Source organism: Burkholderia sp. Ap-955, from assembly GCF_011753045.1.
GTDB lineage: Bacteria > Pseudomonadota > Gammaproteobacteria > Burkholderiales > Burkholderiaceae > Burkholderia > Burkholderia lata_D.
In genome coordinates this window covers 97,097-113,292 of the sequence record NZ_VWWH01000003.1, presented here as the reverse complement: position 1 = coordinate 113,292, position 16,196 = coordinate 97,097, and the positions used below count along the sequence as shown (strand labels likewise).

At 67.4% G+C, this 16,196-nt stretch carries 9 protein-coding genes; 5 read left to right on the top strand and 4 right to left on the bottom strand.

The genetic code is table 11. The annotated features are described in order from the left end of the window. Positions 1–249 precede the first annotated feature (249 nt). Positions 250–1,695 carry a sialidase family protein gene (locus F3J15_RS02760; RefSeq protein ID WP_166887459.1) on the top strand — a complete coding sequence of 482 codons (1,446 nt, stop codon included), beginning with the start codon at positions 250–252 and terminating at the stop codon, positions 1,693–1,695. A 69-nt stretch (positions 1,696–1,764) separates the two neighbouring features. On the opposite strand, the gene adhP is transcribed toward F3J15_RS02760, so the two are convergent. Next, on the bottom strand, positions 1,765–2,793 hold the full coding sequence (gene adhP / locus F3J15_RS02755) for an alcohol dehydrogenase AdhP (protein ID WP_166887456.1): 1,029 nt from the start codon (positions 2,791–2,793) through the stop codon (positions 1,765–1,767). A 580-nt stretch (positions 2,794–3,373) separates the two neighbouring features. On the opposite strand from adhP, the gene F3J15_RS02750 reads away from it, so the two are divergent. The 3 genes from F3J15_RS02750 (at position 3,374) to otsA (ending at position 9,610) form a co-directional block, all read left to right on the top strand. Then, the gene (locus F3J15_RS02750) at positions 3,374–5,452 is read left to right on the top strand and encodes a TonB-dependent receptor (RefSeq protein ID WP_240158741.1); all 2,079 of its coding nucleotides are present in this window, start codon (positions 3,374–3,376) and stop codon (positions 5,450–5,452) included. A gap of 468 nt (positions 5,453–5,920) precedes the next feature. Continuing rightward, a complete protein-coding gene (locus F3J15_RS02745) occupies positions 5,921–7,540 on the top strand; it encodes a methyl-accepting chemotaxis protein (RefSeq protein ID WP_205190658.1) in 1,620 nt (539 codons plus the stop codon). Between the two features lie 663 nt (positions 7,541–8,203). Further along, positions 8,204–9,610 carry an alpha,alpha-trehalose-phosphate synthase (UDP-forming) gene (gene otsA / locus F3J15_RS02740; protein ID WP_069251635.1) on the top strand — a complete coding sequence of 469 codons (1,407 nt, stop codon included), beginning with the start codon at positions 8,204–8,206 and terminating at the stop codon, positions 9,608–9,610. A gap of 16 nt (positions 9,611–9,626) precedes the next feature. On the opposite strand, the gene F3J15_RS02735 is transcribed toward otsA, so the two are convergent. Beyond that, the gene (locus F3J15_RS02735; protein ID WP_166887450.1) at positions 9,627–10,094 is read right to left on the bottom strand and encodes an OsmC family protein; all 468 of its coding nucleotides are present in this window, start codon (positions 10,092–10,094) and stop codon (positions 9,627–9,629) included. Positions 10,095–10,181: 87 nt separating this feature from the next. Continuing rightward, positions 10,182–12,158 carry an ATP-dependent zinc metalloprotease FtsH gene (gene ftsH, locus F3J15_RS02730; RefSeq protein ID WP_166887448.1) on the bottom strand — a complete coding sequence of 659 codons (1,977 nt, stop codon included), beginning with the start codon at positions 12,156–12,158 and terminating at the stop codon, positions 10,182–10,184. A gap of 481 nt (positions 12,159–12,639) precedes the next feature. On the opposite strand from ftsH, the gene F3J15_RS02725 reads away from it, so the two are divergent. Next, complete coding sequence (locus F3J15_RS02725; protein WP_166887445.1) at positions 12,640–14,304, top strand: acid phosphatase; 1,665 nt, start codon at positions 12,640–12,642, stop codon at positions 14,302–14,304. Positions 14,305–14,413: 109 nt separating this feature from the next. Here the strand turns inward: F3J15_RS02725 and F3J15_RS02720 are convergent, their stop codons facing one another. Further along, positions 14,414–15,910, bottom strand: coding sequence for an FAD-dependent oxidoreductase (locus F3J15_RS02720; RefSeq protein WP_166887442.1), 1,497 nt, complete (start codon positions 15,908–15,910; stop codon positions 14,414–14,416). Positions 15,911–16,196 lie beyond the last annotated feature (286 nt).

Sequence of the window (16,196 nt, the reverse complement as noted above, 5' to 3'; positions counted from 1 at the left end):
GCATTCGTCGCCTCCCCGGGCAAGTCTTCCCGTCCGGTCGACATCGCAGACACACCCGACAAGCAATGAAAATGAAAAGGAGTCTTAACCGAAGTGCTGGCGGCATCCAGCATACGCGGATTGCGATGACCGAAGCGGCATCCTGAACGACACGTATCGGCCTGATGCGCGGCAGACGACGCCGCGCGCCGGATCGCGCTGCCGCGTCGTGCCGCACCATCGCACCCGCACGTCACCGAGGAGCAGTCCATGCGACGCATGATCGTGTCCCACTCGCTTGTCACCCGCCTGTCCGCCGCGATGGCGATGGCCGCCGCTGCCGCGGCGCACGCCGATCCCGTCGTCGTGTCCGGCCCGAGCCCGTTCGCCGCCTGCACCATCGGCGGCCCCGGCACCAACTACGTGAACGCCGAAGTCGAGCCGTGGCTATCGGTCAACCCTGCCAACCCGATGAACATGATCGGCGTGTGGCAGCAGGACCGCTGGTCGAACGGCGGCGCCCACGGGCTCGTCGCCGGCTACACGTTCGACGGCGGCGCGACCTGGGCGCGCACGCCGCAGCCGTTCAGCGCTTGCGCGCCCGGCGGGCTCAAGTACGAACGCGCGTCCGATCCGTGGGTCTCGTTCGGGCCGGACGGTACCGCGTACTCGGTGTCGATCTCGTTCAACCAGTCGAACAACAGCAATGCGGTTGCCGCGTCGGTTTCGACCGACGGCGGGCAGACCTGGAGCAGCCCCGCGGTGCTGATCGCGAACGACGAGCCGACGACGCAGTTCTTCAACGACAAGGAATCGGTGACCGCGAACCCGGTAAAGGCCGGCACGGCGTATGCGGTATGGGACCGCCTCGAGCTGCCGAACGGCAACCCATATGCGAACCTGCACACGAAGGCGTACCGCGGCCCGACGCTGTTTTCGAAGACGACCGACGGCGGCAAGACGTGGAGCGCCCCGAAAGTGATCGTCAACGTGCCTTCACGCCAGCAGACGATCGGCAACCAGATCGTCGTCGATCCGAAGAGCGGCACGCTCTATGATTTCTTCGACCTGATCCAGCCACCGTTCAGCAAGGCGGCCGGCAAGGTCGCGTTCATCAAGTCGACCGACGACGGCGCAACGTGGACGAAACCGCAGGTGATCGCCGGCCTGCAGACGGTCGGCGTCACGGATCCGGTCACCGGCGAACCGGTGCGCACCGGCGACATCATTCCGGAACCCGCGATCGATCCCGCGTCGGGGCAGCTGTACGTCGTGTGGCAGGACAGCCGCTTCAACGGCGGCACGTACGACGAGATCGCGGTATCGACGTCGAAGGACGGCGGCGCGACCTGGAGCGCGCCACAACAGTTGAACACGCCGACCGGACGCCCTGCGTTCAATCCGTCGGTGCGCGTCGACAACACGGGGGCCGTGATGGTCACGTACTACGACTTCCGCGACCTGCAGGCCGGCAACACCACGACACTGCCGACCGGCTTCTGGCGCAAGATCTCGCATGACGGCGGCACGACGTTCGGCGACGAGCGGCGTGTCGGCGGCCCGTTCGACATGAAGCTCGCACCCAATGCCGAAGGTTTCTTCATCGGCGACTACCAGGGGCTCGACGTGCTTCCGTCATCGTCGTTCCATCCGTTCTTCGTCCAGACCAACGCGGGCAACCTGACGAACCGCACCGACGTGTTCTTCGCACCATGACGCTTGCATGACCGCCACGCCGCCGCACGACGCGATTCGTCGCGCGGCGGCGTGTGCGCGCTCACGGCATCAATGCATGTCGGTCAGCACGATGCGCCCGTCGACCTTGCCTTCGCGCAGCTTCGCGAACACGTCGTTGATGTTGCCGAGCCGGTCGCGATGGATATGCGCGCGCACCAGGCCATCGGCCGCGAAGTCGAGCGATTCCTGCAGGTCGCGCCGCGTACCGACGATCGACCCGCGCACGGTGATGCCGTTCAGCACGGTCGAGAAAATCGGCAACGGGAAATCGCCCGGCGGCAAGCCGTTGAGCGCCACCGTGCCGCCGCGCCGCACCATCCCGAGTGCCTGCGCGAACGCGCTGCGCGACACGGCCGTAACGAGCACGCCGTGCGCACCGCCGATCTCCTTCTGGATCACCTTGGCCGGATCGTCGGTCGACGCGTCGATCGTCAGTTCCGCGCCGAGCTGCCGCGCCAGCGCGAGCTTGTCGGGTGAGATGTCGATGGCCGCGACGTGCAGGCCCATTGCGCGCGCATACTGCACGGCCACGTGCCCGAGGCCGCCGATGCCGGAGATCGCGAGCCACTGGCCCGGGCGCGTATCGGTCACGCGAATGCCCTTGTAGACGGTGACACCCGCACACAGGATCGGCGCGATCTCGTCGAACGCAACCTGCGCGGGCAAATGGCCGACGTAGTCGGGATCGGCCAGCACGTATTCCGCGTAGCTGCCGTTCACCGAATAGCCGGTGTTCTGCTGGCCGTGGCACAGCGTTTCCCAGCCCGTGTGGCAGTACTCGCAATGGCCGCAGGCCGTGTAGAGCCACGGCACGCCCACGCGATCGCCCTCGCGCACGTGCGTGACGCCCGCCCCGACCGCCGCGACGATGCCCACGCCTTCATGCCCCGGAATGAACGGCAACGCCGGCTTGACCGGCCAGTCGCCATCGGCTGCGTGCAGGTCGGTATGGCACACGCCCGTCGCCTTGATGTTGACGAGGATCTGGCCGGGCCCCGGTGTCGGCACAGGTACTTCCTCGATGCGCAGCGGTTCGCCGAATGCGTGCACGACGGCCGCTTTCATGGTTTGGGTCATAGGTCGCTCCTGCCTGGTCGAAGAGCGATCCAGTATCCGGTTTCGGAATCGAACGACGTTGATACGTATCAACACGCGCGGCAATGCACAGCAATGGCCACCGCTACAAGCCGTCGCACCGTCGCGCGACGCGGAATCGCACTGCGTCCTGACTCATGAGCGGAGGTCCGCGCCCGCCGTATCGATCGGCGCAGGGCTGCGTCCGGCGGGCAGCTTCGACGGACACCGAACGCTGGCAACACGCATCTGGCCGGCGCATCGGCAACGCGTCGGCGTGCGCATCGCGTCATCCGGTTCAGGCGATCGCTCCGAACACCGCGCAGACGATTTCCGCTCCCGCCACCGTTCCCCCCATTCGACAGAAACCCGACAGGATCCCGCCATCCGGCTTGGATTTTGAAATGATATAACATATCATTTCGCGTGCTCGTCTGCCTGACGCCGTTCCACTTTGGGTGGCCGAGCCTCGCCGAGCCATGTTCCAACGGGTCACTGCGCGTCGCAGACGCAACAATATATCGTATCCAGCCGTGACCTGCATCGCTCGTTATCCGATCCGATTCCAACCGATTCACCGACCATGCGCGACCTCCCTCGTCTACCGCTTCGCCCGCTCTCGTCCCTTTCGCTGATGCTGTTCGCCGCCGTCGCGCACGCGCAGACCGAACCGCCCGCCGTATCCGGCACGCCGCCGACCACCACGCTCGCCCCGATCTTCGTGACCGCGAACCCGCTCGGCGACAACGAACTGATCGCACCGACCGCCCAGCTTTCCGGCGATGCGCTGACGCGCCGCCAGGCCGATTCGCTCGGCGAAACGCTGAACGGGCTGCCCGGCGTGTCGACCACCACCTACGGACCGATGGTCGGCCGCCCGATCATCCGCGGGATGGATGGCGACCGGATCCGGCTGCTGCAGAACGGCGTCGCGGCGTACGACGCGTCGTCGCTGTCGTACGACCACGCGGTGCCGCAGGACCCGCTGTCGATCGAACGCGTCGAGATCGTGCGCGGCCCGGCTGCGCTGCTGTATGGCGGCAATGCGGTGGGCGGTGTGGTCAACACGATCGACAACCGGATTCCGCGCGAAGCGATCCAGGGCGTGACGGGTGCGCTCGACGCGCGCTACGGCGGCGCGAATTCCGTGCGCGCGGGCGCCGCACAGGTCGAAGGCGGCAACGGCCGCTTCGCGTTCCACGTCGATGCGTTCGACCGCGAGACGAGCAAGCTGCGGATTCCCGGCTACGCGCGCAGCAGCCAACAACGCGCGATCGACGGCCCCGACACGCCGCAGCCGTACGGCAACGTACCGAACAGCGACGGCCGCGTGCACGGCGGCGCGGTCGGCGCGTCGTACACGTGGGCGGACGGCTTCGCGGGCCTGTCGTACAGCGGCTACGAATCGAACTACGGCTCCGTCGCGGAAAGCGACGTGCGGCTGCGGATGCGCCAGGAGCGCCTCGCGCTCGCGTCCGAGGTGCGCAACCTGAGCGGGCCGTTCACGAAGCTGAAATTCGACTTCGCGTACACCGACTACCGCCACAAGGAGGTCAACAACGGCGAAACCGCGACCACCTTCCGCAATCGCGGCTACGAGGCGCGCATCGAAGCGCAGCATCGCAAGATCGGCCCGTTCGAAGGCGCGATCGGCGTGCAGTTCGGCCAGAACACGTTCTCCGCGCTCGGCGACGAATTGCTCGTGCCGTCCACGCGCACCAACAGCGTCGCGCTGTTCGGCCTCGAGGAATGGCAGGTCGTCCCCGCGCTCAAGCTGAGCCTCGGCGGCCGCTTCGAGCACGTGAAGGTCGATCCCGATCCGGCCGGCGTCGAGAAATTCGCGGGGGCGCAGCCGCGCGAATTCAACGCGGGCAGCCTGTCGGCCGGCGCACTGTTCTCGCTGACGCCCGTGTGGTCGGTGGCGGCCAACGTCGCATACACCGAACGCGCGCCGACCTTCTACGAGCTGTATTCGAACGGCCCGCACGATGCGACCGGCCAGTTCCTGATCGGCAACCCGAACGCGTCGAAGGAAAAGGCGGTGTCGACCGACCTGTCGCTGCGCTATGCGAGCGGGCCGAACCGCGGCAGCGTCGGCGTGTTCTACAACCGCTTCTCGAACTACCTGACCGAGTACAACACGGGCCGCGTCGTGAACGGCGACGACGAGCCCGTCGCGCCCGGCACCGACGGTGCGCTGAACGAAGCGATCTATCGCGGCGTGCGCGCCGAGTTCTACGGCATCGAGCTGGACGGCAAGTGGCGCGCCTTCTCGCGGCGCGGCCACACGGTCGATCTCGAACTGACGGCCGACTACACGCATGCGCGCAACGTCGACACGGGCCAGCCACTGCCGCGCATTGCGCCGCTGCGCGCAACGCTCGCGGCCGACTACGGTTACGGCCCGTTCGGTGCGCGCGCGCAGGTCACGCACGCGTGGTCGCAGCATCGCGTGCCCGACAACGATTTCTCGACGGACGGCTACACGTCGCTCGGCGTGATGCTGACGTACAAGTTCCGCATGGGCGCGACGCACTGGCTCGCGTACCTGCGCGGCGACAACCTGACGAACCAGGAGATCCGCTACTCGACGTCGGTCGTGCGCGGCTTCGCACCGGAAGGCGGCCGCAGCGTGATGGCCGGATTGCGCACCACGTTCTGACCCTCTCATGGTCCGCGGCGCCCGCCGCGGGCCTCGTTCCGGCGCACCCCCTGCGCCGCGAATTTCCGTTGATCAGCCATTACCGCCAATCGCGTCGGCATTCGCCGACAACGCGCACGGGTTCCCTCCCCAATTGAATCCAAACTAAATCCCGATATTCATCCATAAATCGAAAAGAATTCATCATACAAATATTAGCAAAACGAAGACTATTGTTTCACCCACGAAAACCGGTTTCAAATTCCACGTATAAACCTTTTAATTACGGGCACTCCGCCGATTCTTGATCAAAATCAAGAGTTCCCGCCCAGCAACGATCCCAGCGCTAAAAAAACTAATATCAGGGTTTTCGAAGGGTAAAGAAACATCCCGCATACCCGTTAATTCCGGCACGAGCCCGTATCTGGTCGAACAATAAATCCAATTCGTCAACCACACGCACAGAGGCACACTGTGAAAATCGCCAGAATGAGCATCAAAACAAAACTCCTTGGCGGCTTCGGCCTGCTCGCCGCGGTCGTCGTGATCGTGTCGGGCATGGGACTCAAGGCGCTATCCGCTACGAACGCCGAGTTTTCCCGCTACATGAACGGCATCAATGCGCGGGCGGCCGTTTCCGCGCAAATCCGCACCGCGGTCGACCGGCGCGCGATCGCCGCGCGCAATCTCGTGCTCGTGACCAAACCGTCCGACCTCGAGCTCGAACTGGCCGAGGTGAACCAGGCGCACAAGGACGTGCAGGAGCACCTCGCGAAGCTCAAGGACCTGATGGCGAACGCGACCGATACCTCCGATCGCGCGCGTGAACTGGTGGCCGACATCGTGCGCATCGAAACCCGCTACGGGCCTGTCGCGCTGCGCATCGTCGGGCTCATGCAGGCCGGCAAGAAAGACGAGGCCACCGCCGACATCAACGACAACTGCCGGCCACTGCTCGCGCAACTGGTGCGCGCAACCGACGCGTACGCCACCTATACGCATGAACGCGAGCTCGCGATCGCGCAGCAATTCGCGGATCGCTATGCAATGGAACGCAACCTGCTGGTCGGCATCTGCCTGATCGCCGTCGCGCTCGCGGCATGCGGCGGCCTGTGGCTGACGCGCAAGATCACGGTGCCGATCGGCTCGGCCGTGGACGTCGCGCGCACGGTCGCGAACGGCGATCTCGGCAGCCGCATCCACGTGAGCGGCAACGACGAGACGCGCGATCTGCTCGACGCGTTGCGAACGATGAACGAGCGGCTGATCGGCATCGTCGGCCGCGTGCGCGATTCATCGAACAGCATCGCGCATGCGGTCGGCGAGATCGCGTCGGGCAACCTCGACCTGAGCCAGCGCACCGAGGAACAGGCCGCGTCGCTGCAGGAAACCGCCGCGACGATGGAGGAATTCACGTCGACGGTGCGCTTGAACGCGGAGAACGCGCAACAGGCCAGCTCGCTCGCCGCGAATGCGTCGGACGTCGCGCAGCGCGGCAGCTCGGTGGTCGGCCGCGTGGTCGACACGATGACGGAGATCGGCCACAGCTCGTCGAAGATCGCGGACATCACGGGCATCATCGAAGGCATCGCGTTCCAGACCAACATCCTTGCGCTGAACGCGGCCGTCGAAGCCGCGCGTGCGGGCGAACAGGGCCGCGGCTTCGCGGTGGTCGCGAGCGAGGTGCGCAGCCTCGCGCAGCGCTCGTCGACGGCGGCGAAGGAGATCAAGGAGCTGATCTCCGCGTCGGTGCAGACGATCCGCGACGGTTCCGAACTCGCGGGCGAAGCCGGCAAGACGATGTCGGACGTCACGCAGGCCGTCGCGCGCGTGACGGACATCATGGGCGAGATCGCGGCCGCGTCGGCCGAGCAGAGCCGCGGCATCGACCAGGTGAACCTGACGATCACGCAGATGGACGAGACGACCCAGCAGAACGCGGCGCTCGTCGAGCAGGCCGCGGCCGCATCGAAGTCGCTCGAGGCGCAAGGCCGCGAGCTGTCCGAAACGGTTGCCGCGTTCCGGATGCCGTCCGGCACGTACGTGGCGTCGCCGGGCACGTACGCGCAAGATCCCGCCGCACCTCACTGGCAACCAGCTGCTGCGTAACCGCTGATCGCGTAACCGATACCGCAAGGTGACGACGATGCGCCTGCTGTTCCGCCGATCCGCCTGCGTCACGCTTGCGCGCACCGCGCGAAGCGCGGCCGCACGCGGCACGCGGCACGCGGCACGCGGTGCAGCTGCGTAGCGTCGCCGTCCGGCGCGGCCGGTTCGCATGCATGACGTCGCGCTGCGCCGATTCGCGTCGCGCGTGCGCGGCATGCAGACGTGTCGCTCGCGCGTCGGCGCAGCCACGGCGCCGCCGGTCGTTTCCAGCGACCGGCGCGGGCCTCGTGCACACGTCATGACATGCACATCGCCACGCTCGATCGCGCGCGACGTGCCCGCTTCCGCATGACACGGCGCACGCTGAACGTGCAGCGTTGCGCAAGTTTCGATCCCGCTCGGGTTGCTCACGTTGCCATACCGGCGACATGGAGATCACGCTGCATTCGCACGCGCGTCGCTCGCCGACGCACACTTTTAAAACGAACGAATGACGAGTATGCTTAAAAAAGCACTCCCCGATCGGACGGCGAATCGCGTGCCCTGACTCCCGTCCGATCGCAGTGCGGCCCTGTCGCTGCGCGCACCGCGCAACGACGGCGGCGTCTGCTTCTCGCGCCACGGCCGCACGAACCTTTCCCCCAACAATCGTCAGGAGAGCAGGTGAGCCGACTCGTCGTCGTATCCAATCGTATTGCAGATCCCCGTAAAGCCGCGGCCGGCGGGCTCGCCGTCGCCGTGAAGGACAGCCTTCAGGAATCCGGCGGCGTCTGGTTCGGCTGGAGCGGGAGGCTGCGCGGCAGCGACGACCAGCCTGCGCACGGCGACGAGGTGCAGATCCAGAACGTCGGCGGCATCCAGCTCGCGACGATCGATCTCGACCCGCAGGATTACGACGCGTACTACCTCGGTTATTCGAACAACGTGCTGTGGCCGGTGTTTCACTACCGGCTCGACCTCGCGCAGTTCGACCGCCGCTTCGCCGACGGCTACCGGCGCGTGAACCAGTTGTTCGCGCGCAAGCTGCGCACGCTGCTGCGCCCCGACGACACCATCTGGGTCCACGACTACCAGTTGATTCCGCTCGCCGCCGAGTTGCGCGCGATGGGCTGCACGAACCCGATCGGCTTCTTCCTGCACATCCCGATGCCGCCGCCGCCGATCATGGCCGCGATCCCGGAACACGAATGGCTGATGCGTTCGCTGTTCGCCTACGATCTCGTCGGCTTCCAGACCGAGTCGGATCTGCTTCACTTCGAGCATTACGTCGAAGCGGAAGCCGGCGCCGCGCGGCTGCCCGACGGCCGCCTGCGCGCGTTCGGCCGCACGCTGTCGGCCGGCGCATTCCCGATCGGCATCAACGTCGACGAGTTCGAATCGCTCGCGCGCGATCGCGACGGGCTCGATATGTTCGACCGGATGCGCGACGAATATTCGCGCCGCCAGTTGCTGGTCGGCGTCGACCGGCTCGACTACACGAAGGGGCTGCCGCAGCGCGTGCATGCGTTCCGACAGTTGCTCGAACAATATCCGGAGAACCGCAATCGCGCGACGCTGATCCAGATCGCCGCGCCGAGCCGCGAGGATCTCGGCGCTTACGACGACCTGCGGCGCGAGATGGACAGCCTGTGCGGCGCGATCAACGGCGACTACGGCGAACTCGAATGGATGCCGATGCGCTACATCCACCGCACCGTCGCGCGCAAGCGCTTGCCGGGCCTCTATCGCGCGAGCCGCGTCGCACTCGTCACGCCGCTGCGCGACGGGATGAACCTCGTCGCGAAAGAATTTCTCGCCGCGCAGGACGCAGCCGACCCGGGCGTACTCGTGCTGTCGCGTTTCGCCGGCGCGGCCGAACAGTTGAAGCCTGCGCTGCTCGTCAATCCGTACGACACGCAAGGCACCGCGCAGGCGATCCAGCGCGCACTCACGATGCCGCTCGAAGAGCGTCGCCAGCGTCACGCGGCGCTGATGGCGATCGTGCGCAAGACCGACGTGCACTGGTGGCGCACGCGCTTTCTCGACGCGCTCGCCGAGGCGGCCGAAGTCGCGGCCGCGGCTGAATCCTGACCCACCTGACGCACGCTCACGCGTCCGTCGTCGCGTATGCGAGCGCCGCACCGTTCACGTCGCACAGGTCGATCGCAACCGGAATGCCTTCGCGCAGGCTCTCCGTCAGTACGCAATACGCGTCGAACTGATCGAGCACGCGCGTCGCGACCGCGAGATCGGCCCACGTCTTGCCGATCGACAGCCGTACCGACATCGCGCCCACGCGCACCCTGCCCGCTTCGTTCTGCACCATGTCGACGTCGATATGCGCGGCAATCGGTTGCGGATCGACATGCTGTTTTTCCAGCGCGAACTGCAGGCTCGCCGCGAGACAGGTTGCAACGGCCGCGGCCAATAACCGGATCGGGTTCGGCCCGCGTCCGCCGCCGTGCGGCGGCGGTTCGTCCGTGAGCACCGGCGCCAGCGTCGTGCCGGCAAATACCACTTCGAAACAGAAACGCGCCTGCTGCGCGACATCGACCGATACGTGCGCCTCGCTCATGGCGACTCCGTGGAGATCAACGGGGAAAGGAATGACGGCACGCCGTCGCTTCGACGCGCGCCGCTCGCAGGTTCATGGCGTCTTCATTCAGCGATCGGGTTCGCGTGGCGGCCCGTACGCGACGAAATCGCGCTCGACCGCGGACGCCTGCTCCGTTTCGACCGCGCCGCCGCGTGCGCCGGCTGCATCGTCCGGCGCCGCCGTCCTGGCGGATGACGGTTCGACGCGCCCGTCGATCAGCGCCTGCAGCGCGTCGCGTTCGAGCACCTCGCATTGCAGCAGCCTGCGCGCGATGCGTTCGAGCGCCTCGCGGCGTTCGCCGAGCGTCGCCGCGACTCTTGCATGGGCGTCGGCCAGCAGCGTGCGCACCTCGTCGTCGATCATCCGCGCGGTGTGCTCGCTGCAGCGCCCGTCGCCCGCATGCCAGGCGCCCGGTATGCCCTGGCGCGCATCGCCGTCGTCGAACGTCGCGAGCCCGATCTTCTCGCTCATCCCGTACTGCATGACCATGTGGCGCGCCATCGCGGTCGCGCGCTCGAGATCGTTCTGCGCGCCCGTCGACACGTCGCCGAACACGAGTTCTTCGGCAGCGCGGCCCCCGAGCAGCGCATCGATCCGGTCGAGCAGCTCGCTTCGGCGCAATACGTAGCGATCCTCGGTCGGCACCTGCTGCGTATAGCCGAGCGCCGCGACACCGCGCGGAATGATCGACACCTTCTTCACCGGATCGCAATGCGCGCGGCTTTCCGCGACGAGCGCATGACCGGCCTCGTGATACGCGATGGTCAGCTTCTCCTGCGCGTTCATCACGCGGCTCTTGCGCTCGAGGCCCGTCAACGCGCGGTCGATCGCCTCGTCGAAATCGGCCATGCCGATCGCCGGCTTGCCGAGTTCGGCCGCATGCAGCGCCGCCTCGTTGACGACGTTCGCGAGATCCGCGCCGACAAAGCCCGGCGTGCGCGACGCAAGTTCGCCAAGATCGACGTCGGCCGCAAGCTTCACGCGCTTCACGTGCACGCCCAGGATCTGCCTTCGGCCATTCACATCGGGACGGTCGATCGCGATGTGACGATCGAAGCGGCCCGGCCGCAGCAGCGCGGGATCGAGGATCTCGGGCCGGTTCGTCGCGGCCATGATGATCACGCCGGAGCCGGCCTGGAAGCCGTCCATCTCGACGAGCAACTGGTTGAGCGTCTGCTCGCGTTCGTCGTTGCCCGACATCGGGCCGACGCCGCGCACCTTGCCGAGCGCATCGAGTTCGTCGACGAACACGATGCACGGCGCCTTCTGCTGCGCCTGCTCGAACAGGTCGCGCACGCGCGCCGCGCCCACGCCGACGAACATTTCGACGAACGCCGAGCCGCTGATCGAGAAGAACGGCACGGCCGCCTCGCCGGCCACCGCGCGCGCGAGCAACGTCTTGCCGGTGCCTGGCGCGCCGACCACGAGTACACCCTTCGGAATCTTGCCGCCGAGCCGCTGGTAGCGGTCGGGGTTGCGCAGGAATGCGACGAGCTGCTGCAGCTCGGCCTTCGCTTCGTCGATGCCCGCGATATCGTCGAACGTGATGCCGGTTTCCTGCTGCACGTACACCCGCGCCCGGCTCTTGCCCATCCCGGTGAAATCCTGCAGCCCGCCGCGCCTGCGCAGCATCATGTTCCAGATGAACACGAACAGCACGAGCGGCAGCAGCCACGACGCAAGCGATGCGACCCAGCTCGTGTCGGGCGCACCGTGATAGCGGATGCCGGCGGCGGTCAGCGCGTCGGTCAGGTGCTCGTCGGTCACGCGGTTGGTCGTGAAGCGCCACGGCGCGCCGGCCTGCCGAACGGCCGCGGCTTCGGACGCCGGCAGCATCGTGCCGGCCTGCGGCATCTTCAGCGTGCCCGAGATCGAGACGGGGCCGACTTCGAGATCGTCCACGAGCCGTGCAGCGACGAGCTGGTGGAAATCGCTGTACGCGATCGGCGCCGACGTCGGACGCAGCATCAGCAACTGCGCGGCGAACAGCACGAAGAAACCCGCCGCGATCAGCAATCCCGGGTAGTCGAATTTCTTGTCCATGGCGTCGGGCCGGGCGTGCGCGCTACGCTTGCGTTGCGCGGCACGGCAGACGGGTGCGGGCACGCGCGCAGCCGGCGCGCGCCATCGGCGGCCATGCGGACGCGGTATTCATGCGCGCCATCGTCGCCTCGCTTCATCGCGTCGTTCATCGCATCAATGGCACCGCGACGACGCCGTGAGCCGGCGCCGCCGGGCAATCCTCGCCCGGGCGGCACGCTGCGACGCGCCGCCCCTGATTCCAGTCTAGCTCTCGCGCGGGCGTCGCGCATCGCCCGAGGCGTGACTCGAATCGTCCGACAAACACCTTTCATCCGCCCCCGTCGGCGCGTTATAGTCGCGTTCGTGACATTTTTGTGACAGACGCATCGCGCCTGCCCGTATGCCACGCGGGCCGTTGCTTTCCATCCCGCGGCGCGGCAGCCTGTGCGACGCCGCCGCGCATCACGCCCCCGTCCACCCGCCCATTCGAGGAACCCACGACGTGAACGACACCCCCGATCGCCCCGACGACCTTCCCGCCGATCCCGACCGCCGCCGAATGCTCGGCGGCCTCGCCGCGCTCGGTGCGGGTGTCGCGCTCAGCGGCTGTGAAACCACGGCGGGCAGCGCGCCGCGTTCGGCCGCCGACCTGCGCATCGACGAAGCGTTGCGCCAGCGCGTGCGCCACATCGTCGTGATCTATGCGGAAAACCGCAGCTTCGCGAACCTGTACGGCGATTTCCCGGGCGTGCGCCATCCGCTGAGCGAGGTGCGGTCCGAGCATGCGCAGCAGCTCGATCGCGACGGCAAGACGCCGCTGCCCGTGCTGCCGAAGATCTGGGGCGGGCTCGTGCCGCAGGCACAGGAAGTGGACGGCAAGCGCTACGCAATCGCCGAGCGCGACATCGACAAGCTGCCGAACGCGCCGTTCCTGATCAAGGACGCACAGGGCAACGCGCTGCCGAACGGCGTGATCACGCGCGACCTGTGGCATCGCTTCTACCAGAACCAGATGCAGATCGCGGCCGGCCGCAACAACCAGTTCGCCGCGTGGGCCGATTCGGGCGGCCTCGTGATGGGCCACTATCGCAACTCGGCCGACACGCTGCGGCTGTGGAATCTCGCGCGCCAATACACGCTGTGCGACAACTTCTTCATGGCGGCCTTCGGCGGGTCGTGGATGAACCACATGTTCCTGATCTCCGCGCAGCCGCCGCTGTATCCGGATGCGCACAAGCATCCGCATGCGGCGAAACTGCTGTCGAAGGTCGAAGGCAACGATCCGGCCGGTACGCGCCTGAAGCTCGCCGACGATTCGCCCGCGTCCGCGCTCGACGGCCCGCCGAAGTTCGTGGCCGACGGCCCGCTGACACCGGACGGCTACGGCGTGAACACGATGGCGCCGCCATACCAGCCGAGCTACGTGCCACCGCCCGATCCGGGCAACGCCGCGTATGCGGATCCGGCCGACCATCGCGTGATGCCGCCGCAGGGCTATGCGACGATCGGCGACCGCCTGTCGGAGAAGAACGTCGACTGGGCGTGGTACAGCGGCGCATGGCAGTACGCGCTCGAGCATCGCGACACGGGCACCGTGCCCGATTTCCAGTACCACCACCAGCCGTTCAACTATTTCGCGAACTACGCGCCCGGCACCGACGCGCGCAGCAAGCACCTGCGCGACGCGGGGCTCGGCGACACACCGTCGACCAACCACTTCATCGCCGACATCGACGCGGGCCGCCTGCCGGCCGTCACGTTCTACAAGCCGCAGGGCAACCTGAACATGCACGCGGGCTACGCGGACATCGAATCGGGCGACCGTCACATCGCGACCGTGATCGACCATATCCGGCGCGGGCCGCAATGGGACAACACCGTGATCGTGATGACGCACGACGAGAACGGCGGCTGGTGGGATCACGTCGCGCCGCCGGAAGGCGACCGCTGGGGCCCGGGTTCGCGGATTCCCGCGCTCGTGATCTCGCCGTTCGCGAAGAAGGGATTCGTCGATCACACGCTGTACGACACGAACTCGATCCTGCGCTTCATCAGCCGCGTGCACGGGCTCGCGCCGCTCGACGGCGTGGTCGCGCGCAACAAGGCGTTCGCCGCGCGCGGCGCGACGCCGCCGGGTGATCTGACGAATGCGCTCGATCTCGGTTAAGGGTCGACTGGCCTGACTGGTTGGCTGCTTGGCCGCTCGGCTGCTTGAAACGACGACGCCCCGGGCGATGTGATTGCCCGGGGCGTCGTTCATTTCCGGCCTGAAAACGCTAGGCGGCGCGGCGCACTACGTCGCATCCCGCTTGCGCGGCGTGACGCCCGGCCTGCCGGCCGAAGAACGTCGCGTCGGCCAGCGACAGCCCCGAACTGTACCCGGCGCCCCAGCGCGGCAGCCCGCAGGTCGTGCGGCCCGCCGCATAGAGCCCCGGCACCGGCGCGCGCGCCGCATCGACCACCTGCCCGGTCGGCAGCGTGTCGAGCCCGCCGAGCGTGAAGTGCGGATAGAACGCGTAGTCGATCCGGCAATCGAGCGCAACGAACGGCGGCTCGATCAGCGGCTGCAGCCACTTCTTCGCCTTGTGGAACAGCGGATCGACACCGTCGGCCGCATGGCGGTTGTAGACATCGACGGTCGCCGTCAGCGTGCCGGCCGGCATTTGCAGGTCGCGTTCGACCTCCTCCCACGTTTCGCCGGCCGCCGCGATGCCGATTCGCGCGATCGCGGGCGGCTCCTGGTAGGTGGCCTGGTCGACGAGCAGGTAGATCCGGTCGTCGGCCTGGTGGAACGCGTGATGGCCCGTGCGGCCGTGATAGCCGTCCTCATTGATGAAGCGTTGCCCGCGCGCGTTCACGAAGATCCCCTTGATCAGCGATTCCGGCGCGTAGAACGGCAGGCTGACGAAGCCTTGATCCATGTGAATCGCCGCGCCGCCCGCGCTCTGGCCGAGCAGGATGCCCGAGCCGTCGTCGCCGGGGCTGCCGATCGGTTCGTCCGAGCGCAGGAACTGCGGCGCATGCCGGCGCACCATCTCGCGGTTCATCGCGAAGCCGCCCGCGCACAGGATCACCGCGCGACGCGCCCGTACGAATGCCGTCTCGCCATAGGCGCGCAGCACGACACCGCGCACCGCACCGCCGTCGTCGACGATCAATGCAAGCGCGCGCGTGTCGTAGCGCGTCGCGACGCCGAGCGCCGCCACGCGTTCGGCCAGCACGCGCATCAGCATCTGCCCGCCGCCCCAGCCCGGCCATTGCGGGGTGTGCCCGCGCGGGCACGGCTTCGCGGCCTCGCTGAACGGCCAGGCTTCCTCGCTGCCCGACCAGATCAGGCAATCGTCGGTTTCCGGTTCGACGATCCGTTCGGCGATGAACGTGTTCTTGTACGTGAGGCCCTGCGCGACGAGCCAGTCGTGATGCGCCAGGCTTTCGTTCGCGTAGAGGCGCCCCTTCGCCTCGTCGGCGTCGCGGCCGCCGGCCAGCATCAGGTAGCGGTACAGATCCTCGGTGTCGTCGGTAAAGCCGGCCTGCCGCTGCGCGGGCGTGCCGCCGCTGCCGCCGAGGTAGATCTCGCCGCCCGACAGCGCGCTCGTGCCGCCGTAGCTCGACGCGCGCTCGACGATCAGCGTGTCGGCGCCGGCGCTCGCGGCCTCGATCGCCGCGCAGGCGCCGGCCGCGCCGAAGCCGACGATCACGACATCGTGTTCGGCATCCCAGCGATGCACGTCGCGGGTATTCAGGGGGTGAGTCAGGGAATAGTCGGATGACATGAGGAATGGGTCAGCGTTTGGAATTCTGCGGAAAGCGGTGGGTGTGGCGAGGGTTCGCGGCCCTGAAGCGGACGCCGCTGCGCCGTCACGTCACGATGGCGTTACCGCGATACCGCGTTGCCGGTACTGGCACGCGGCGGCGCCAATGCAGGTCGCGTGCCCTGCCGGACGCAACGGCAGTCGAATCGCGCGAAGCCGGACCCGCCGCGCCAGCCTGGCCAACGCACGACGACTGCGCGGCGATTTCGGCGAATGCGGGTAATGAACCGCCGCGCGACGACGTCCG